Origin of the sequence: Vibrio sp. 10N.222.52.B12 (assembly GCF_002875385.1) — a bacterium.
Taxonomy (GTDB): Bacteria; Pseudomonadota; Gammaproteobacteria; order Enterobacterales; family Vibrionaceae; genus Vibrio; species Vibrio jasicida.
The window spans coordinates 92,388-112,968 of record NZ_MDAW01000095.1 but is presented as its reverse complement, the minus strand read 5'-3'; the positions used below and the strand labels follow the sequence as shown (position 1 = coordinate 112,968).

The window sequence follows — 20,581 nt, the reverse complement described above, 5'->3', positions numbered from 1 at the left end:
TCCTTTAAATGGTAATTGTTATTCTGCGGTCTTTTGTACGCTTATGCTTCGTCAATACAGAACCAATGCCCAATTGACCGACTTGTTTTGAGATACAAACCTGAGGAAGGTATTTATGTTGAGTCGTTAACTTCCATTTAACGCGCTTATGCTTACCAAGAAAATCGTGTGTTATAGATTTCATCGTATGCACACAAGATGTATTAGGTAAGAGTTGCTTCACTTGTTTCGTCGTGTTTGGGAAGAATTCAATTGTCACGCCCGCATTGATGTTCCAAGCTTTAGATCCTACTGAAGCACCACTGCCTAATTGAGCGAATTGACCTTCCGGCATGCTTTGAGAAACCAGTCGAGTTTGGTCTTCTCCCGTGAGGTGCAACCATTGCCCCTGAAATTCATGTAAGCGGACATCACATCCTGAGAGGCTTTCGAGCATTCCTTTAAGTGCACTTTTACTACGATTCGATGAAGCAAACACCCCTGCAAAATGATTAGCAAGATGCTGGGTTTGCCCTGTCACCGACTCTAACATGCTACAAAGAGGCGATCGTCGTCCTACCGAATGAGCAGTAACCTGTGAAGTAAGTTGAGTCAGTTGCCAACTACGGTAGTAAAGAGACAGTAACCGATGATTAAAAATGTCATAGAAATCGACCATTGCGTTGTCTCCTTCTTTTTGACGATTCAATGCAAGTTCGCTGTAATGCTGTGGCAAAACACCTTGCTCACCCGTTAATCCGATTAAGTTTGTCTCTAACCTTAATTTGCTCTGGCTGATCGCTTTCACAGCACACAACTGAGAATTCTCATAACCTAACGCAGGATTGACCTTAATCGATATCTTTTCGTCTCTAGGTAGCGCATCGGAACCTAACTGTGCCTCAACTCGAAGTACTTCTTGTTCAATCAAGTGTAACGCTTCAAACAACGAACGCTGTTTCAATTGACGATAAAAGTCTTCAGTCTTCATAGCAGAACCTTATCGCCGGTAAGCGATGGCCATTGATAAAAGCGTTTACCTGTCGACTTCAACTTAACTTCTAGTTGAGTAAAAATATTCACTTCAGCGTACTGAGAGAGATAGACTGATAACACACAGCCTAAAAAGAATATTTGCTCTTTAAGGAGGATTTGGTCTGATACAGTAAGAATCAATTTAACACCATGGGCAAACCCCATTTTCCCTTGCTCGCTCACTCTCCCGGCCACTTTTTCAAACTCGAGTTTCACAAGCGCATCAATCAGAGCCTTTGTTTCTGCCGTACCAGAAAAAGCATATAGGTTCAGGGTCTGTTTGAGCACTGCCAGTCCATCGTCTTGTGTGAAATGATTCAGTGTGAGTAGCTTGGTCAGTTGCCACCGCGTACTTTCATCCATTTCAGGCCTCACTGTTTCAGATAAAGACACCAAACAACGTACTGACTCAAAGTTATCGTTAACGTCAGGTAATGATACTTCTGGTAAACCACCACCAAACGGAAGTTTTTGCGGCAGGTTCCGATTACAACACTCCGCTTGTACGTACATAAGCCAATTTTCACGGCTCTCTGGAGTAAAGAGTTGATGTTTTTTATCCACAAAAGACAGATACGTTTCTCGCCCGGGTTCGTCGTATCCACCAGCCCAGTTTTTGTCCTCTCGCCTCATTAACCAATAAATGTCACTATTACCCATGTAGTGCGTATGTTCACCGGCATAATAGCAAGGCAAATTTTCATAAGTCTTATTCCAGTTTCTCAACGTCACATTGGTAATCGAAACAACTTCATTACTCTCTGCTTCTTGGTATTGAGGCGACAAATGGTAATCGTACTCAGATGGCAGTAAACGTTTAGGTTCCATGGTACTTTGAAAGAGGTTAATGACTGGAGTACAGCCGAGCATTAGGCTTTCGTTGTCGACTTGTTTCGGTAACCAATCGTCTGTGGAGTCAAAGAAAAAACAGAGGCTTATCGATTCGCCTAAATCAAGTTTATTGAGTTCTAAATCAATCAGGTCAAAGAACATAAATTTTTCTGGGAAGTGTAAGTATTCAACCAACATTCTTGACGCTGAGAAGCTTCTTTTGCCATAGGGCACAACTTTATCCGAATCCGAGAACCCCACAGATTTCAGATGCCTTTTCGTATACGATGCGACTTCTTTCCCTTGAACGGATACCGACAATCCAACAAGATTTTGGAATAACATTTGATACAACTTCTGTGTAAGTTGAGGTTGGCCATTGAGGTAAAACCTCAAGGTGTCGATGCCCATTAGGTTAATTGCACTTTCACTATCATTGGCATGAAGTTGAACGTTAAGCATCGAGTTTGCCACTTGCTCCCATCGAGACCCCATAGGTTTCACAGGCGCATTTTCAAATGAGCAATCATTTACGCGTAATGGGTACACTCGCGTTTCATAGCATGTTCTAAATTCACATTCTTTAAATCTTGGAGCGCCGATGACAACACGTTCACCAGAGACAACATCAAAATAGGCATTGGTGGATTCCGAGCACGTCATTTTCACAATCGACATGGAAGGAATTGGCGCGTGAAAATCTGGGTAGAGTTGCCCCAGCAGTGATTCTGTGAATTGAGGGTAGCTGTTGTCTAAACTTTGGCGAATTCTCGCAGTTAAAAATGCGCACCCCTCAAGAAGTCGCTCTACATGAGGATCCTCGACTTGTTCTTCACTTATTCTCAAACGAGATGCGATCTTAGGGTACTGCTCACCGAACTCCTGTCCTTTATGGCGTAAGTAAGCCAACTCGCGATTGTAGTACTTTAGGAACTCTTCACTCATTTTGTTCTACTCAATTTCATACCAAGGCTCACCGGTTCAACTTCTGAGTTAAATGTGACTTCGTGGGTATTGCTTCCAATTAGGCAGGTTGCGGTGATTTTTAACCTCAGCGTCCGATCTGTGGCGCTTTTCTCACCTAAAATACTCACCAAAGGAGACTCTAGACGCGGTTCAAACTCCTTTATTGCATCGCAGACAATTTCACAAAGCTGATTTTGCCCTTCTTGGCTGCTGTATGGCATTGAAGAAAAGTCTGGCAGACCGTAGTTTAAAATGGAGTCTCGAACTTCTAAAAGATCATCAGGAAGTTCACGCCAACCAATTCGACTATTCAGCATGGCTTCAACATCCCTTAATAAGTTATTAAGTAAGGACTGAGAACTTGCTGGAAAGTCTTTCTCTTCACGAACATTCGGATCTGAGTCGATTAGTTTGTCCAGTAATGACGCCTCTAAAGCCATCGCGACCTCTAAGCTGTTAATACGGTTTCTTCAAGTAATTTCAAATCAAAGAGAGGAAGTGCAGTTTCACCCACTAACCAGCACTTTTGACCCAACCCAACGAATAACTCTTGCTCTCCAACTTGTTGCCAATCCGTTTCTCTACCTAGTTTTTGGGCATCGGTTTGAGAACCAATGTAAGTCAAAGGCGTATGACCCTCGCCTTCACCTAGACCTTCCATATCGAATTCAACGGGACGCCAAATCGTCTCTAATAGTGAAGATGGTGTTTTTAGTTCAAGCTGTTTCACATTGGCGATAGGCACAAGGAAGTAATTGCCTGCAGTCGAAAAGAGCTCTATGTATCCACCCAATTGATCATCTATGTCTCGAACGTCATCATAAATATTACCGCCCTGACTAAATGATTTTTTGACGCGTTGTTGTTCTATCTCAGACGCTAAGTTGTAGGCATTACGTTGGTCATTATTTTTTAGTGCTAAGTTGAATTCAATCAATAACCTATTCAGCCCTTCATGGTCACTGACAAACTGAGCCGTTGCTGCTCCATGAAAAAAATCCTTACGGGCTTGAGCTGCTTTAACGAGGTGACGTAGTTGACTGGCTCCAGAAAGATATTCTGGGAACAGTTTAATCGCTTGCATCAACTGTTCGTCCGCCCGTTCAAAATTACCGTCAATACAAAGAAGCTCGATGAAAGAACTACGAAGAGTTGCATCTTTAGGAGAAACTTTTATATTCTCGATGAGTACTTCTAGTGCTTCTGTTAAATTGCCTTCTGCTAACGCGCTTTTCCATTGTGTCATTTTGATTCCTTACACCACCTTTTCTGGTGATAACTCCGTTATTAATTTGATCGCCGATACCATTTGATCGAGTTGAAAATGAGGACGTAAATGAATCACCGAATAATAATGCCCCGGCGCATCACGCTTTTCTTTCACCGCGATACTTGCCTCGTTCAGGGGGTACTTAGCCCTAAGCTCATCGGACGCCTCATCAGAAGCAGTCGTGTATTGGTGTAACCAATGCTGAAAATCTCGTTGTATTGCAGACGAATCTTGGTAACTACCAATCTTGTCCCGTCCCATCACTTTGATGTAATGAGCAATTCGAGATACACAGAGGGTATACTGCAACATCGATGATAATTTCGCGTTTACGCTGATGTGCGCTTCTTGGTATCGCGGTGGTTCATGTAGAGAAACATTCGATGTCATCCCAATCATGTCTGTTTCCGGTACAGGGGTAAGTGACATGAAACCGTTATCTGCTAAAACCTGCTCTCGTGACTCAGAAAGCTTTACGTTTAAAGGGCTTCTATCACGTGAATTTTTCACATTAAACTGAATCTGACTACGCGTTGGAGCGAGGACAAGGCCTTGAGTATAGTCGCCTTTTTTTATTCCTCTCATGTGAGTAAACCAACCGTGTTCCTGATACGTTCTTATTGCAATGGCACCGAAGCTATATGCTGCGCTTCCCCATAAAAGTTGTGTTTCTGAGTCGTCAATTCTCTCTTCAAACTGAAAACTTTCCGCTCGTGTTCCATCGCTGCCATGCGGCTGGCGAAACAAGACATTTGGTGCAGTGATACCGATAAATTTCGACTCTTCTGATTCTCGTAGCCTTCGCCACTTCCCATATTCCACTTGTTCAAATTGAGTCGAAACATCACCAATCGCTGAAAGCTCAGAAAAACGATTCACCCCAAAAACACCCGGTGTCGCTGACAATATAAAAGGGCTAAATGCTGCAGCCGCTGATTGAGATACCTTACTCAATACAGATAAATCACGATCAAAATGGTTAGTAACAGGGTCGTGACGAAGCTCGTAATCACCAATGACTAACCCAAAAGGCTCTCCACCTGGTGTTCCATATTCGTTTTGATACAGAAGTTTAAACAATGCAGACTGATCAAATTCGATCGCTTTTAATGCGTCTTTACTGATTTCGTCCCATGTTACTGAAAGGAGCTTTACCTTAACTTCTTCTGATGATTGCCCATCGACCTGAGCACATAAATAGCGAAGGCCGATCCAACTGCGCTCTAACTTCTGGAAAGCACAATGATGGATTATCTCATTGAGTTGTTTTTCGAGTAGCTCATCAATCTCATCTATAGCACTCATCAGGCTATGTCGAAAACTCTCCATGTTTGAACTTTTAGTACCTTCCAACCATACTTTTGCCGAATGTAGTGAATCCATTGAATCGATAAATTTATTCATCCAATGGCTATCAAGTTCCGCACACCCAAGGGGACTAAATTCGTGCTTCAATTCACTTGGGTCTAAGAAATTTAATGACGTATGTTTGCGCATGTATCAAGCCTATTCCGCTAGAAAGTGTGGTTGGCCAAGACAGCCAACCACAACGTGCTTAACCACCCGATTGCGGGATTTTTGCCACCAAACGAAGTGATGTGGTGAGCTCTTCCATTTGTAGCCAAGGTTTCAACCAAGCCACAGCATTGTATGAACCTGGTGCACCCGGAATCTCTTTGACTTGAACACGAGCATCTGCCAACGGATATTTTGCTCTGATCTCTTGACCACCACCCTCAGAAGCATTGACGTAACTTAGGATCCAGCGGTTTAGCCACGATTCCACGTCCTCAGCCTCCATGAAGCTGCCAATTTTGTCACGGGCCATGACTTTCAAATAATGCGCGAAACGGGAAGTTGCCATCATATAAGGTAGGCGAGCCGAAATAGCCGCATTAGCAGTGGCATCCGGTGAATCATGGTTGGCTGCTTTTTGGCAAGTTTGAGCACCGAAGAACACCGCATAATTGGTGTTTTTGTAGTGACACAATGGTAGGAAACCAAGTTTACCTAGTTCCGCTTCACGTCGGTCTGTAATGCCAATTTCAGTTGGGCATTTCATATCAGGATCGCCATCATCACTCATGAAGAAGTGTGTCGGTAAGTTATCCACTCGACCTCCCCCTTCAGCACCACGAATGGCAGTACAGAAACCATATTTAGAAAACGCGTCTGTAAGCTTTGCCCCCAACACGTAAGAAGAGTTCATCCAACAGTAATCATTATGCTCAGCATTAGTCGCGATACCTGAAACTGAGTCGACTTCAAACTCCTCGAAACCAAACTCTTCCACCGGAGAAGTCGCTTGACCATAAGGTAAACGAGCTAATACTTTGGGCATGGTTAAGCTTACAAAGCGTGAGTCCGCACTCTCTCGGAATGAACGCCATTGTGCGTATTCAAGAGATTCAAAAACTTTATCTAAATCACGTGGCTTCGAAAGCTCTGTCCACTCATCAAAACCAAACAAAGCTGGTGAAGCGGCGGACAAGAATGGAGAGAAACCTGAAGCGGCCACATTCGACATTAAACGAAGTGATTCAATGTCTTCTGGATGGTTAGTAAATTCATAGTCACCAATCAAAGCGCCGTATGGTTCACCGCCGGCACTACCGAACTCAGACTCATAGACCTTCTTAAAGATTTGGCTTTGGTCGAACTCTACAGCTTTACTCAAGTCTTTATGAAGCTCTTTCTTAGTAATACTGATCATACGAACCTTTAAGGTAGAGCTCGTATCGGAGTTCATCACTAAGTAATTGAGACCACGCCAAGAGCCCTCTAGTTTTTGTAACTCAGGGTGATGCATAACTTCAGACAATTGCTCTGAGATTTGCTGGTCTAGCAAATTAATGGCTTCACGGAATGTCACTGTTAAGTTCTTATTCCAAGTTACAGTGCCTTTCATCGCTTCTTCTGCCAGCGTTTTTATCAGCTCTTGCGCTCGAGAGGATTCTGTCTGCTTCGTCGCTCCGATCGCTTGTTCCAAAAATGAAGACGCTTGCTGGCTAACTGTTGGATCTAGTTGCTTTTCAACTTGTGTAGTCATTACTGAGCTCCTTCTGGATTATCTGAAGGAACAGGCTCACTAAGTTTGAGTTCACCCGCTAGTTTAGTAAGGTTCTCAGTGTTGTTCAGAACATCCTCTAGAATGTTTTCTAGCTCCTCAGAACGGTCGACTTTCGTCATTAAATCACGGAGTTTGTTGCGCGTTTCCATTAACTGACGCAACGGATCCACTTGATTCACAATCGCCGCAGGTTCAAAATCTTGCATCGATTTGAAACTTAAATCGACCTCGAATTGAGAATCATCGTTTGCTAATTTGTTCGCGACTTTAAACTTTACTGATGGGCTCATCTTTTTAAGTACATCATCAAAGTTGTCACGATCGATCTGAATAAAACGACGGTCTTTAAGTGGTTTCAAGGCTTCTGTATTTTGGCCTGCAAAATCACCCATTACACCGACAACAAAAGGAAGCTCTTTTTTTAGCGTTGTCCCTTCGGTTTCAACATCATAAGTAATGTGAACACGAGGCTTCCTCACTCGTGACAGTTTCGAGTGGATACTCGTCATACCGTTCTCCCTTTCTTAATTTTCATTTTGTTCTGCTATGCCAACTAAACGGAAATAACTTTTCTTTGCATCCCCGTCGGATATCAATTCCGCCAGTAATTCAGGCAGAGGCATTCCACACCAACGAATAATCTGTTCGATGGAGTAAGAAACTGGTGAATGTGGCTCACTCTCTCTAAAGAAGTCAGCGACCTGTTGCAATTGTTCAATGGCTTGCTCACGAGACTGCATATTAGTTGTTAGTAGTGCTTGTGGTTGGAGAGGTGAAGACTGTTCTTGCACTTCGATTTCACCGTCATATTCATTTAGTTCTGCAACTACTTTAGGCGTCTTAAATCGGCTACCTAACAAATGCTTAAGTGCCGAGTGTATTGAATCTAATTTTTTTGATATGTAAGAACTTGGGGTGACGTCACCAACCGCTTCATCAAGTTTTTCGCTGAACTGACTGAAAGCAATCATTGCAAATTCCAAATCACCAATCAGTTGCTGGTAAAATTCATCCGACGTGGCTTTTACGGTTTCTGCAATTTTCGACATCTCCACTGCACCTTGGTCAACTTTTGAACGACGCTTGTCTTCATCTAATCGTTCTAGCTCAACAGCTTGTTGGTACTCCCAGAATGCATATGCTTGTTCTATACCCACATCTGTTAGCGGCACCGAGGCAATTGGAAAAATCAATGTACCTTCATTATCAATGCCATTTAGTCCGATGATCGAGGAAGTTCGGGTTTCCATGCCATCTTCATCCGGCATTGGGTACAATTGATCCCAGTACTTTTCGATGTAAGTCGTTGCCAATTGGTATCCAAGGCCTAATCCACGAAAGCCATGAATTCGAGTTAATGCTTCAATAAGCCAAGCTACGAATTCCAAGTCTTTAGATTGTGAAGCGAGAATGTCAGGTACCTCATCAACAAATACACGCCATAAGTTGGTATGAGTAAGGATGCTTTCCTCTTCGATGATGGCATTTCGCTCTGCATTACGTGCTGCCATTCTATGATCTTTTAAACGATAGTAAGCCGACTGGGGGGAGACATCTTCGCGAGGATCGATACCAGTTGGATTTTCCCCAGAGATAGGCTCAAGAGCTACATCGTACCAATCAAACATATCACTCATGCGACCTTCCTCTTAAGAAGACTGGAATCGTCGCGTCTTCGTGTCGTGGCAGTTCAATTTCATTCTCTGCTTTACACACTTTCACCAACGCACACGTGACATTGTCACTCGCACCACGGACTAAGGCTGAATGCATGAGGGCTAATCCAGCTTGATTGACAGAATCTGCATACAAGGTTTTGTGCATTTCTTCGTTGGTCAGTTCTTTAGATAAGCCGTCACTACATAGCAGGAACTGGTCACCGTCCGCGAGCTGTCCGGAGATTTGATCTATGGTCACTTCTTCATCTACTCCCACCGCACGAGTTATCACATTTGCAAGCGGATGAGACTCTGCGTCTTCAAATGCGAGTAGCCCCTGCTCAACCAAATCCATCACTTGGCTGTGATCACGTGTTCTTTGTGAGAAAGTACTCGCTCTTAATTGATAAATACGACTATCACCAACCCATAAACAATGGTAATAACCGTCTTGCACTAACAGCAAAACGAGTGTGGTTCCCATTGTTTTCCCTTCTAACTGGGCTTGTGCATAATGGTAAATTTCTCGGTTTGCTTGCTGGACCACATGTCTTAGTTCATCGATTCCAAACGAGTCTGAATCTTTTACATAACGCGCGATACGATCGACCAACATCTGACTTGCGATATCGCCAGCACTGTGTCCACCCATCCCGTCAGCGACGACCCAAACACCATGATCAGACATATCCAGCAAAGCATCTTCGTTGTGCGGCCTTACCTTTCCAGGATGTGTTTTGGCAAAGGTAAAATAGTTCCAATTCATTATCATTCCTACCAATTCCACTTGTGCCATTGGCCGTCTAACATTGCCGAGAACTGCCCTATAGAAGGGAGCCCTGAACTTACAAACATACACGGTTCAACCTTGGACGACCCCTCTGTCCACCAAAAGCAAGGCGCTTTGTTTTGCTGTTTTATTAACGCACTAAGTAATGCAGTTGATGTCAAAGCTTCGTTTTGGGAAAACACCGTTGAGAGCTCACTTCGATACATTTCGGATATCGGTGAGACTTCAATGTCAATTTTAGAAAGCGTGTCGCTGGGCTGATTCAAATTTTGTGTCCATGCATCAAAAACGAAAGCGTCGTCAAGAACAGCGAGTGCTAGATCTTGACTATCTCTCCCCCAACCATTATTCGACCAATACTGTGTCGCATCTCCATTGACCGCACGAGCAACAGTAAAAAAGAAGTAGCGTCCAGAAGCATCAACACTTGGTATCATGCTACCGATGTAAGTCGCCTCTTCCATATAGCTGACATCTAGAGCAAAGTTCCACACTGGTGACGTAAGAAAACACTCGTCCCACTGTTCACCAAGCTGCTCTCGACTGACCGCAATAATCGCTTGCTGCCAATCATGCCAACGATTGGTAAAAGATTGTGGCAATCCATGCTTAACAAAATCACCTTTCACTGGCATTTTGCCAACATAACCCCAGCTTGGACTTATAAGGTTTGCGGACATCGGAATCTCTCCATCTCATTCGACCAAAACGGATTAATAGCACTTGTCGGGATAAGCTCTAACTGAACCTTGTTCCCTTTTAGGTCAATCATCACGATATTGTCTTTTCTTGATTCAGGCCTTGCTTTAAGCGACTGATCTAAAAGCTTAAAGATTCCCCATTCACCTTCATAGGTATGCGCAATTTCGCGATTGGATTCAGGTGGTGTAAACACGATTCGAGTTTGATCTTGACCTGCTGGCCAAGTTAGCGCTTTCGCTCTTGCTGGCCCGTGTTTATAGACGAGATCTTGAGCTCCTAACTCCAGCACAAAACGCGTAATATGCTGGTCGAGATAGACTGGCTTCATTCCAAAATCGACACGTAATGAATTATCGGATTCAAAAAACGTTTGCCTGATTCGCTTAGCCCGTTGGAATACCACCAATGTTTCCTGTCGAACGCCAATCTCTTTCTCAAATGTCCAACGTCTTGAGGAAGTATCAACGAAAGGTTCTAAATACTCGTTGAAGAATGAGTCCAGTGTCCCGCCATACCCAAAGAAACGCTTAAAGTCTTTTAACCTCACTTCTTTTGTCGCACTTGGAACAAATGGATAACGACCAGCGATTGAGCTACGATAAGGTTTAATGACTTGCGTTAACCACAATTGATTAAGGTGATCCTTAGATCCGCTTTCGGCAAACTTAACCGATTCCTGAGACAATTCTCCTAGCCATTGATTAAACGGTTTAGGCAATAACTCTTGTGCTCGTTCAAATGACGACGCCACATCCTGTGTTACTGTGCCATCCAAAATGCTCTTGTACGCTATTTTTTGATTGTTTCCAGAGCTCGATAAATCTGACAAGTACGACCTTAAATTAATCATGGCCTGCTGAATATCAGCATAATCCTGCTCACCCAAACGGAGCACAGCTGTAAAATGCTGTTCTACTTGTTTACCCGGTAAAGCGACATTAAAGGTGTTTTCTTCAGGTAAATACATGTCTAGCTTATCTGCGGTATTAGAGAACTTAACTTTTGCTACTTTACCAGCGACCTCAGAAGCGGCTTTTTGATTGTCAGACAATACAACCTTCGTCAGCCCAACTTCCTTCTGAATCGCACGCAATAAAGATTCAATAGGCCTTTCTACGCCAGCTAAGACTCTTGCTTGTTCAGAGGCAAACTCTAAGTTGGGCGCTTGCTTTAATTGAATGTCTTGAATCAAATCCTTCCATTCATTGACATAATCTTGGTAATACCTGTTTTGTACACCTTCAATAGCGCTCGCATGATCTATCTCGTGAGCTTGTAAGTCATCACCATAGACCCAATTTTCTTCCATCAACCCTTTCACCGTTCGGTTGATTTGAATTTGAAAAATACTATGAAAGCCGTTGTAGGTATAAAAGCCTGAAATACCCTGAGACAAAGGTTTTCCGCTGATACGCTCGAATTGCTCCAGTCCCTTCGGACCGAGGACATCAGTTAAACGAAATGACGGTACATGGCTCTTTGAAAACTGAATTTTCATTCTTTGGTATGCACGTTCTGGCAATGACATCTCAGTTAATATGTCCCTTGCACTAGCGACAACATCATCTTGAAAAACAAGACCGCGTTCATTACTCTCCAGCAGATGTTGTGTATGAACCATAAGGCGCCCTCTTAACGCCTCATTAAGCACTCCTGGATATTGGCGTTCAAAATAAAAACGAAACCACGCTAGCACTTCTTCTTGCTGATATTTATCAGGGTTAAACAACATTAGGTAGGTTTTTAGAGTTTCATAGAGATATTGTCGATGTGCCTGGTTGCTCTCCATCTCATTGACTAAGCTGCGAGTAACCATTGGGGAAAAATGTTGGGCCAAGGCTGCAATGTAAGCGCTATTCGCGGCTTGAGAAACTTTGTCCCCCTGATAAAGACCAAATTTTTTAATGGTGTCGCTCTCTCCGTACTGGCTCTGTTTTCCAAGAGGTAATGTCATAATACGATCTAGCGTTTCCACAGCACTGATAATATCTGATTCGAAATCCAGACTGTCGGCACCAATCATGGCGTTAACATGACCAGTCTGACGATTAGTCTCTTTAATAAGTTCTTTATTCCATTGATAACTTGTGGCCCAAGCAACAGTGGCTCCCACGAGCGTAATCGTACAGCCGATGTATACCCCTTTATGGAGCCAACCGGAGTTTCTTTGGTAATGACGATTCACCGTCCCTAACAATTGTTCTTTGAAAATCACACGGTCAAATAGACTCTTAACAAAAAAACTATGTGAGCCGGTACTGTGTGAGGTTAATGGCAAATTGCCCAATCCCAGCCCATTTGTAGATTCACTCATCAATCGATTCATAGGCGCCCCCTCTTGAACCGAGCTAACCATGAAAACACCTCGAATTAAGGCGGGCTCCTCAAAGCTGTTTTGTGAAAAGATCTCGGCTAGAAATTCGTCTAAGTTGGCCTGTAATACTCGTAACTGTTTCGGAAACTCAAATATTAGCGCTCGCTTATCGAGATCGTCTTCTGTTTCGAGAATGCGTAACATCCGTGCATCTAGACGTTCCAGCATCTGATGGAACTCTCGGTTAAACAGAGAAATCACTCCGCGTTCATCATCGCATTCTTGAGGGAACATAAAACCAAACAAATCGTCACGTTCTTCTTTACTCAAATCCGAGAAATACTCATTAAAGCCAGCAACGAGATCCATTTTCGTCAACAAGACATAAATTGGGAATTGCATACCAAGTTGGTTTTTAAGCTCTTGTAAACGAGATTTAATGGCTCTGGCATGAAGACTTCGTTCAGTACGAGTTTGAGACATGACACTTGCTAAACTGACCGTGACAATTGCGCCGTTGATTGGTCTTTGTGTACGGTATTTTTTCAATAACCCCAGAAAGCCATGCCATGCTTTTGAGTCCACTTTCTCTTGGCTATCTTGAGTAGTGTAACGACCAGCGGTATCAATCAATACGGCTTTGTTCGCAAACCACCAATCACAATGTCGTGTTCCCCCCACACCCGCGACCGAATCTAACCCTGTAGAGTTAGCTAACGGGAATTCCAGCCCAGACTGCTTCAAAATCGTGGTTTTTCCAGTACCCGGAGGACCGATTAGTACATACCACGGTAAGTCATATAGGCTACGTTTACCTTTATGGGTTTTAGTGACAATCTTGATCGCTTGCTCTATACGATCACGCATTAAATCAACTTCGGTGGCAGCTTCTTTGTCTGATTGACTATCAAGTTCAAGCAAAGTCTGGATACTTTCATCCTCTTTCACTTTCTGTTTATGCTGCTTGGTCAGGTTGAATACTCCCCAAACAAACACCAAGATAAGAATTGTGACTAAGCGTTGGAAATCTGTCTTTAGTGGCTCATAGCCAGCGACAATAATTAAAGGACCGACCGCCCAAATAAAAATGGAACACGCCGCAACGCCAATAAGGCCGATAAACCAGCGCTGAGTGAAGACTCTGCCTACTTCTCGGATACTCATATCTCTCACTTTTCCTAGTTTGCGACAATCAAGTCAATTTCGATACGACGGTTCAACGCTCTATTGTCAGAACTGGTGTTTTCCACCAAAGGTCTCGCATCACCTAACCCTTCAGGTAGCACTCTTCCTTCCAGCCCACTATTTGCAATCAACTGGTCTGACATGGCAGTGGCTCTTGCCAAAGATAGATGCCAATTAGAAGGATATTTACTGGTGAAGATAGGGTTATCATCCGTATGGCCGGTAACAAGAATTTTGCCTTCTGTCGCTTCAAGAGTACGTGCTATTTTGGAAACAACGGGTTGTATGTAAGCAACAACATCTGCACTTCCTGACTCAAATAAGTCTTGCGCTTTCAACGATATTCTTACGCGGTCGGGTAACGCTTCTACCGTAACCAATCCTTTATTCATTTCCGTCGCAAGATACATAGAGATACGATCCGCCACAGGTTGAACCTTCGACTCAAGCTCCGCTGACGAGACTTGCCTATCCGGCTGGATCAAATTAACCAAATTCGAAAACGTTCGATTGGAAGCACTATTCAAGTCATAGCTAAGGTACATAAAAACGCACACCAAAATTGCCGAGGTAACCGAGCATACAACCCACAATGGTGCTCGTTCTGACATTTGGGAACCTGTAAGCGTGCGCTTATCAATATTGGCACTCATTTCTTTTGCAGTACCACGCCCATAGGACTTAAGAATGCTCATGATTTGCTTTCTAAGACGTCGATGATTTTCTAAGCCATTTTTCTCTAAACGGTATTGCCCGACAAAACCAAGCGACAAGCAAACATACATCAACTCTAACAAATCGAGCTGCGACTCTGGCTGAGACAGTGCATTATCAAGATGTTTGAAAAAGGCTTCTCCACCCTGACTGCTCGAATAAAATGAACTCAATAAAGAATCATGACTCCATGTAGATTGGCTTCCCCAATGGGTATTCAATACCGCCTCATCAATTGAGCAACATAAACAGTACCGTGCTGTATCAATGGTTTCTAATTCAACGTTGTGTTGGCGCAGTCGGTTTTCGTAGTCTCTCAGTTTCTGTGCGAGTGTTTCCTTTAGAAACAACACATCCGAATGTGAGGCCGTTGATCGAATTTGCCCTACCATTGATAAGATACCGTTGGCTTCAGCCAAAATTGGGTTGAGTCCAAAAGCAACGACTGAGTCGTTATTAACGATCTCAGGGCTTTTAGAGATCACAACCGTGCTATCTACTGGCTTTACGTCTGGTTGTTTTAAATTTGGTCGCCCACCCGGTGTGGGTTTGATTATCGTTTGTTCCATAATGACGAAGCCTGTTATTGGCTAATGCTCCAAAGTTCAATGTCAGCATTCGGGAAGTGACCAGAAAGTTGTAGCGCGATGCCGCCACTTTCTCGCAGCCTCATCCAGAACGGTCCCTTTTTCACAACCTCGAAGTACACATAGCCCGTTTGATAAGGTATTTGTCTTGGAACAACACTCAAAGGCGCAACACTGATGCCGTTGATTTGATTGTTAATGAGATCGCGTATTTGCTCTGCAGGCCCTAACTTAAGCTGAGCAGGCACTAAGCGTCGTATTTCATCGGTGGTTGTATCAGCCTTAACTGCGAGTACAAACTGGCAAGACTCCAATAAGCGTTTGTCTGGTAGAGGTGTCACTTGGATGCCATATTGACGTATTTCAAGTGGTAACTTATTCGCCGTTTGGTCTAAAACAACACTTAAGTACTGGCTGAGTATCTGATTAATCTCATGAAACACACTGGAAAGTTCGAAGTGATCGTATTTTTTTAGTTCGGGAACACGTTTGTTCTTACTCGAAAACGTTGATAACTCACCGATGTAACCACGCAGTAGTGCGACTAAATCTAAAGGGTGTACCTGTTCTAGTTCGGAAAAGTGACGTAAAGTCACTTCATAGCGGTTCAACATCTGCAGCATAATAAAATCGACCGCAGAAGCGGAAGCCGCCTTACCCTGAACCAAACGCTGAGACACAACGTCTGCACGGATCTTTGTCATTGCAAGTACGTTACGTAAACATGTGGTTATAACAGCACTATTCAGAATATTTATGTGTGGTGGGATGTATTCTTCATCAAGAATGACTGCCCCTTCATCGGATACTTCTTTGATTTTGAAAATCGGCAATTCAATAAAGCCAGACTGCTTCTCATTACTTGCTGCTAGCTCTAGATTAATCGCGGTTACTTGAATGCACTCTTCATCTTCCCCAGTTAAAACATCTACAACATCCAAATCTTTTAGAAGATAACGTGAAACCAATTCCTCACTTTTATCAGAGACCAATCGTTGTTTTAAGCTAAACGCCGGAACAACGATTTTGACCAACGTTTGATGGGTGCCTTTTTTTACGAATAACGGCGTTATGCTCGCATCACCTTTTTTCCATTGAACGAGAGTCATGTCAGGCAGGATCGCATCGATCTTTTCTATCTCAATAACCCCTTCTTTTAAAGCGGTAGAATTGATTAGGCTCGATGATACGCCCCAATTGTATGCGTGCTGTAAGTGAACTAGCCCTTTGTATTCGTGAGCAGTTGCTCGTTCACTTTGCTGGAAATGTTGAGGACGCAAAAACATCCCCTCACACCAAGCGGTATGGGAAAAGTGTGTCATTGAATAGTCACCAAGATTATTGCACGAACAAAGACAGGTCTTCTAAGTGGATTTGATAGGTGTTGTAACCTGTCTTTTCAACTTCGATCACTTGCCTCCAATTCGAGTTTTCGATGTCTCGAAACGCAACCACTAAGCCGAGATACTCTGTCTGGGGAGACATACTGGCTTGGTAAACCTCCTTTTGACCTGGCGTTAGGGAGATCTCAAATTTGTTGACTAAATCGGGGCCCAGAACTTTGTCATAGCTTTCGTATATTGAGAAAAAGTCCTGACTTTCAAATACCGTTGGTGATGTAAGTTCGAAAATATATATAACAACTGGTGACGGCCTCCCATTTGAATCTGGATTGATATTATAGCTCGCCGTTATTTCTAAATCTGCATAAGGGTCAACCACTAAGTTTGCCGCTGAACACCCAATGAGAGTCACTGTTAATATAAGTAATACTATTCTTTTAACTAATTTCATAATTAGACCTTAACTATCACGTCTTAGAGCGTTTTCATAATGCTTGGCAAAGTCATCTAAATAAAAAAGATTTTCTTTATTAACAACGTCGTTGGTTAGTTGGTCATAAATAACCTCGAACCTTTTCCAACTTTTATAATACTTTCTTGTCGGAATCACTTTATTAAACAAACTATCACTAGAAAGTGACTCAGAATATATTAAAGATGGATCAACTAATGACATAACACTTATTACCGTACCATTCACACCTTGCATTAATGCTTGTTCATGGTTTTCAATATCCTTAAATGCCTCTTTTATTGCCGAATCAGGCGGCATAAAACTCGCGGTTTTCCGGTTATAAAGATTATGCATAGCGTCTTCTAAATTGGCCGAGAATTTGAGTGGATTATTCTCAGATTTTCTAAATGCGGTATGATTTAAGCGATTAGTCTGTTTGAATTCAGCTCGATTGTGTAAAGTCTCCATTAATCCTGTAAGCATTAAAGAAAAAGACTCTCCTAGCTGCTGAAACCACATCTCTCTCTGCTCGTCAGGTACCATATTCGGACTAATACCTAATCCGCGAATGAACGCGTCAGCCTCATTACTGGCACTCAGTTTTTGGGGAGTTTTGTTCGGTTCTTCTGTGACGAGACGTGATATATCTTGTTCTTGCTGAGGAGGAATCGAGGGCTCAATAAAGTCATCCATTAAGCCAATATCTAACTGATACTCATTAGAAACACTGTCCTCTAAGAGTTCAGAAACGCTTATGCCAAAGTCACTATGATTGAAATTACTGCTAGCGCGTTCGTTAAAGGATTCATTTGATTCAACACTTTGAACTGGCACCTGTTCTAAACACTTCTCCTGAACGCTAACCTGAATTTGATAATCGCCGAGGGTCACCACATCATCATGAGCTAGAGCGATTTCATTGCCCTGTCCGATTGGACTGACTGAGTTGTTCACGAATGTGCCGTTGGTCGATAAGTCTTTGATCAAATACTTGTCACCAAACTTGATAATTTCACCATGCTTACCTGAAATGACTCTTTCTGGATCGGGAAGTGTCCAGTTACATTGTTCAGAGCGGCCAAAGGAAATTTTTTCGTGTTCGCCGCTTGCGTCAAAGATGAACTCGCCTTCTATCTCAGGAGTGAACTTATGAAAACTCGTTATGGTTAAAACCAACGTCATGTAAACCTCGCCAAAGGGACTGCTTAATATTTGTGTTTCATTCTTTATGTTTAGATCGTTTATTTATTAACAATTAAGTTATTATCGACCCATAAAATAATATTTATATTTCAAGAACGGAATAATGAATTAATTTTCTAGCAAAGCAATCAGGTATTTTTACTCAGAACAAAATATACAACGAGGTTCAAATTTTTGACACTTCAATTTACACGCGTCAAAAAACCGATGTTAGCTTGACCGAGAAATCAAAAAGTCATCATTTTTCATGAGTTATTAGACTATATATTTTCACCATCATTTATACGGAGCCTCTGTGATGGAAGACCAAAGTAAAAACAATTCTATAAATAAAGATACGAGCGGTGATAAAACAAAAATTGTAAAGACTCAAAAAAGAGAAAATAAAGTTGATAAGATTGTTGACTCAAATTATGAAGGCTCCGCCCAATTAAATAATGAGACAAATACAAAAATGTCTCAAAATCAAAACACTTATTCTCTAGATAATAAAATAGACAATACTTCATGCAATCAAAGAGAACCTTCAACGTCGCAGTCTTTAGTTGGTGAAACCATCAAGAGTCGCTACGAAATTGAATCACTTATTGGGCACGGCGGGTTGTGCGATGTTTACTTGGCAAAAGACAAAATCCTTGAGTCATCAGGGACTGATAAACCTTACGTCGCATTAAAAATTCTTCAGGAGGAGTTCTCTTCCCAACCTGAAACCGCACGAATGTTGATTCGAGAAGCACAGCAAACTCAAAAACTCAGCCATCCTAATATAATTCGTGTTTACGACTTTGGCGTTGATGGCGACGTGTATTTTCTCGTCATGGAGTATGTGGATGGTGAAACTTTAGAAACTCTGATTCAGCGCTCTCGCCCTGATGGTCTTAAATTTAAGGCCGCGCTGTCTATTTTAAATGAGACTCTGGATGCTCTCGCGTATGCCCACTCTCTAGGCGTGGTTCATGCCGATCTTAAGCCTGCGAACATCATTCTTACCTCAGAAGGAAAAGTTAAACTTCTAGACTTTGGTGTATCCAAAACTCAACAGTTAAAGCACGACCAATATGCCGCTAAACGTAAAACCCAAGAAAGTGATACTCTGGGGTTTACGCCAAACTACGCTTCACTTGCTATTCTCTCAGGAAACGATCCTCAGTTTAGAGATGATATTTTTGCTCTTTGTTGCATTACCTATGAATTATTGAGTTGTAAACACCCTTACGCACGCACACCAGTTGACGAAGCACTAAAGAAAAATGTTCGCGTCATTAAGCCCGCTCATTTCCCGCTCACGAAATGGTCTTTATTCTCGAAAGTGCTAAATAAAGGACTCGCACCAACGGACCTTAGTGCAGAACTCCTTAAACAGCACATAAACAAAACGAGATGGCCAGTTTACACGAGTGTCGCAGCATCGCTTGTCGTCGCAACGCTTTTAGGATTGGTATATCAAGATCAACAAGACCAGCTCACTCAACTTGAGGCTGCATTAAACCAGCAAACAAAGCATATTAGTTCAGCACAAGCACTACTCGATACCGCGCCAGAAAACACGAAATCTCTTATCGATTCACAACATGATCTGCATCCGGTGATCAAAGCGGGCTTTTTAAGGCTGTATAAGCCCTACCTACTTGGTGCTTACGAATCAAAGATTGATGATGTACTTAACTCTGATGTTAGTACTTATCCCAATTACGACCAGATTGAGGACATTCTTCAACAAGCTAAAGTCTACTATCCTGACTCCCATAAAATTGAAGTGCTTGCACTGGATATTCAATCGAGTAAGCATTCAACGTTACTTTCTATCGCGAGGCAAATTAACAGCCAGTTAGAGAAATCAAGCTACACCCAAATTGAAGGCTCCAAGTCAATTTATGACCTAAAACAAGAATTACATCAAATTCATCAAGAGTACCCGTTTGTACCAAGTTCACTTGCAAGCGAGGTCTTTGGCCAGCACTTAAATGAAGCGTTACAGCTGAGAGATGCAGCCGCACTTGTTACTTTAATCAAAGTTGGAAATGCCTTTTTTGCCGATTCTGATGAGCACCGCCAAAACATCGCAATCAGTAATGCGATGAAAGATGCAGTTTTAGAAATGAAACTCTTTGAGACAGCAAAAGACAGTCAAAATCCATTGCCATTCCCAGCCGATGCTGCTCGCCTACTCTATCAAGAAGAATTTGAAGGGCTCTACTACCGTTTGAAGCAAGCGAGAACAACCGTCAATCTCGACAAACTGGTTAAAGATATTGACCTATTTTCTGAAAACTTTCCGGCGGGATTTCAAGATATTAACGACTTAAGATTTCAAACGGCGGATAAGTACCTGCAATTCTCAGACATCCTCTTGAACAAACGGAAGTCGACAAGTGCAAGAAGAGCGATGAAAAAAGCGAACGAGCTACTAAGAAGAATAGAAACGGACTCTGTGCAGAGTTAATTCACGCAAATGTTGATGGGGGGCATGTTGCCCCTTT

The 20,581-nt window shown here is 42.6% G+C and carries 16 protein-coding genes; 1 reads left to right on the top strand and 15 read right to left on the bottom strand.

Annotation, left to right across the window (positions count from 1 at the left end; translation table 11 throughout):
• Positions 1-4 precede the first annotated feature (4 nt).
• The 15 genes from tssG to tagH are packed head-to-tail and all read right to left on the bottom strand — an operon-like array spanning position 5 to position 18,080.
• Positions 5-970 (bottom strand): type VI secretion system baseplate subunit TssG, encoded by a 966-nt coding sequence (tssG, locus tag BCT11_RS04665; RefSeq protein WP_061036044.1) that lies wholly within the window; start codon positions 968-970, stop codon positions 5-7.
• Positions 967-2,790: a type VI secretion system baseplate subunit TssF gene (tssF, locus tag BCT11_RS04660; RefSeq protein ID WP_102387371.1), complete on the bottom strand. Its 1,824-nt coding sequence runs from the start codon at positions 2,788-2,790 to the stop codon at positions 967-969. Before tssF ends, tssG begins: the two co-directional genes overlap by 4 nt.
• Positions 2,787-3,251, bottom strand: a complete 465-nt coding sequence (gene tssE, locus BCT11_RS04655) for a type VI secretion system baseplate subunit TssE (protein ID WP_038867691.1) — start codon at positions 3,249-3,251, stop codon at positions 2,787-2,789. The genes tssF and tssE overlap by 4 nt, the downstream gene beginning before the upstream one ends.
• Before the next feature lie 8 nt (positions 3,252-3,259).
• Positions 3,260-4,057 (bottom strand): type VI secretion system accessory protein TagJ, encoded by a 798-nt coding sequence (locus BCT11_RS04650; RefSeq protein ID WP_042606087.1) that lies wholly within the window; start codon positions 4,055-4,057, stop codon positions 3,260-3,262.
• Between the two features lie 9 nt (positions 4,058-4,066).
• The gene (gene tssC, locus BCT11_RS04645) at positions 4,067-5,578 is read right to left on the bottom strand and encodes a type VI secretion system contractile sheath large subunit (protein ID WP_102387370.1); all 1,512 of its coding nucleotides are present in this window, start codon (positions 5,576-5,578) and stop codon (positions 4,067-4,069) included.
• A gap of 58 nt (positions 5,579-5,636) precedes the next feature.
• On the bottom strand, positions 5,637-7,130 hold the full coding sequence (tssC, locus tag BCT11_RS04640; protein WP_038867695.1) for a type VI secretion system contractile sheath large subunit: 1,494 nt from the start codon (positions 7,128-7,130) through the stop codon (positions 5,637-5,639).
• Positions 7,130-7,660, bottom strand: coding sequence for a type VI secretion system contractile sheath small subunit (gene tssB / locus BCT11_RS04635; RefSeq protein ID WP_038878444.1), 531 nt, complete (start codon positions 7,658-7,660; stop codon positions 7,130-7,132). The genes tssC (BCT11_RS04640) and tssB overlap by 1 nt, the downstream gene beginning before the upstream one ends.
• Before the next feature lie 15 nt (positions 7,661-7,675).
• Entirely contained in the window at positions 7,676-8,788 is a 1,113-nt protein-coding gene (gene tssA / locus BCT11_RS04630) for a type VI secretion system protein TssA (protein ID WP_102387368.1), read from the bottom strand.
• The gene (locus BCT11_RS04625; protein ID WP_102387351.1) at positions 8,781-9,575 is read right to left on the bottom strand and encodes a protein phosphatase 2C domain-containing protein; all 795 of its coding nucleotides are present in this window, start codon (positions 9,573-9,575) and stop codon (positions 8,781-8,783) included. The genes tssA and BCT11_RS04625 overlap by 8 nt, the downstream gene beginning before the upstream one ends.
• Before the next feature lie 8 nt (positions 9,576-9,583).
• Positions 9,584-10,279 carry a type VI secretion system-associated protein TagF gene (tagF, locus tag BCT11_RS04620; RefSeq protein WP_042601541.1) on the bottom strand — a complete coding sequence of 232 codons (696 nt, stop codon included), beginning with the start codon at positions 10,277-10,279 and terminating at the stop codon, positions 9,584-9,586.
• Complete coding sequence (gene tssM, locus BCT11_RS04615; protein WP_102387350.1) at positions 10,261-13,779, bottom strand: type VI secretion system membrane subunit TssM; 3,519 nt, start codon at positions 13,777-13,779, stop codon at positions 10,261-10,263. Before tssM ends, tagF begins: the two co-directional genes overlap by 19 nt.
• 14 nt (positions 13,780-13,793) lie before the next feature.
• A complete protein-coding gene (tssL, locus tag BCT11_RS04610; RefSeq protein WP_038867707.1) occupies positions 13,794-15,083 on the bottom strand; it encodes a type VI secretion system protein TssL, long form in 1,290 nt (429 codons plus the stop codon).
• Positions 15,084-15,097: 14 nt separating this feature from the next.
• Complete coding sequence (tssK, locus tag BCT11_RS04605) at positions 15,098-16,423, bottom strand: type VI secretion system baseplate subunit TssK (protein WP_102387349.1); 1,326 nt, start codon at positions 16,421-16,423, stop codon at positions 15,098-15,100.
• 16 nt (positions 16,424-16,439) lie between these two features.
• Positions 16,440-16,895 (bottom strand): type VI secretion system lipoprotein TssJ, encoded by a 456-nt coding sequence (tssJ, locus tag BCT11_RS04600; RefSeq protein WP_102387348.1) that lies wholly within the window; start codon positions 16,893-16,895, stop codon positions 16,440-16,442.
• A 9-nt stretch (positions 16,896-16,904) separates the two neighbouring features.
• Positions 16,905-18,080: a type VI secretion system-associated FHA domain protein TagH gene (gene tagH, locus BCT11_RS04595; protein WP_102387347.1), complete on the bottom strand. Its 1,176-nt coding sequence runs from the start codon at positions 18,078-18,080 to the stop codon at positions 16,905-16,907.
• A 319-nt stretch (positions 18,081-18,399) separates the two neighbouring features.
• Between tagH and BCT11_RS04590 the strand changes: the two genes are divergently transcribed.
• The gene (locus BCT11_RS04590; RefSeq protein WP_102387346.1) at positions 18,400-20,544 is read left to right on the top strand and encodes a serine/threonine-protein kinase; all 2,145 of its coding nucleotides are present in this window, start codon (positions 18,400-18,402) and stop codon (positions 20,542-20,544) included.
• Positions 20,545-20,581: the final 37 nt, after the last annotated feature.

Coding starts and splice junctions, on each gene's coding strand:
- tssG (WP_061036044.1), bottom strand. CDS start 970: ATGAAGACTGAAGACTTTTATCGTCAATTGAAACAGCGTTCGTTGTTT.
- tssF (WP_102387371.1), bottom strand. CDS start 2,790: ATGAGTGAAGAGTTCCTAAAGTACTACAATCGCGAGTTGGCTTACTTA.
- tssE (WP_038867691.1), bottom strand. CDS start 3,251: ATGGCTTTAGAGGCGTCATTACTGGACAAACTAATCGACTCAGATCCG.
- BCT11_RS04650 (WP_042606087.1), bottom strand. CDS start 4,057: ATGACACAATGGAAAAGCGCGTTAGCAGAAGGCAATTTAACAGAAGCA.
- tssC (WP_102387370.1), bottom strand. CDS start 5,578: ATGCGCAAACATACGTCATTAAATTTCTTAGACCCAAGTGAATTGAAG.
- tssC (WP_038867695.1), bottom strand. CDS start 7,130: ATGACTACACAAGTTGAAAAGCAACTAGATCCAACAGTTAGCCAGCAA.
- tssB (WP_038878444.1), bottom strand. CDS start 7,660: ATGACGAGTATCCACTCGAAACTGTCACGAGTGAGGAAGCCTCGTGTT.
- tssA (WP_102387368.1), bottom strand. CDS start 8,788: ATGAGTGATATGTTTGATTGGTACGATGTAGCTCTTGAGCCTATCTCT.
- BCT11_RS04625 (WP_102387351.1), bottom strand. CDS start 9,575: ATGAATTGGAACTATTTTACCTTTGCCAAAACACATCCTGGAAAGGTA.
- tagF (WP_042601541.1), bottom strand. CDS start 10,279: ATGTCCGCAAACCTTATAAGTCCAAGCTGGGGTTATGTTGGCAAAATG.
- tssM (WP_102387350.1), bottom strand. CDS start 13,779: ATGAGTATCCGAGAAGTAGGCAGAGTCTTCACTCAGCGCTGGTTTATC.
- tssL (WP_038867707.1), bottom strand. CDS start 15,083: ATGGAACAAACGATAATCAAACCCACACCGGGTGGGCGACCAAATTTA.
- tssK (WP_102387349.1), bottom strand. CDS start 16,423: ATGACACACTTTTCCCATACCGCTTGGTGTGAGGGGATGTTTTTGCGT.
- tssJ (WP_102387348.1), bottom strand. CDS start 16,895: ATGAAATTAGTTAAAAGAATAGTATTACTTATATTAACAGTGACTCTC.
- tagH (WP_102387347.1), bottom strand. CDS start 18,080: ATGACGTTGGTTTTAACCATAACGAGTTTTCATAAGTTCACTCCTGAG.
- BCT11_RS04590 (WP_102387346.1), top strand. CDS start 18,400: ATGGAAGACCAAAGTAAAAACAATTCTATAAATAAAGATACGAGCGGT.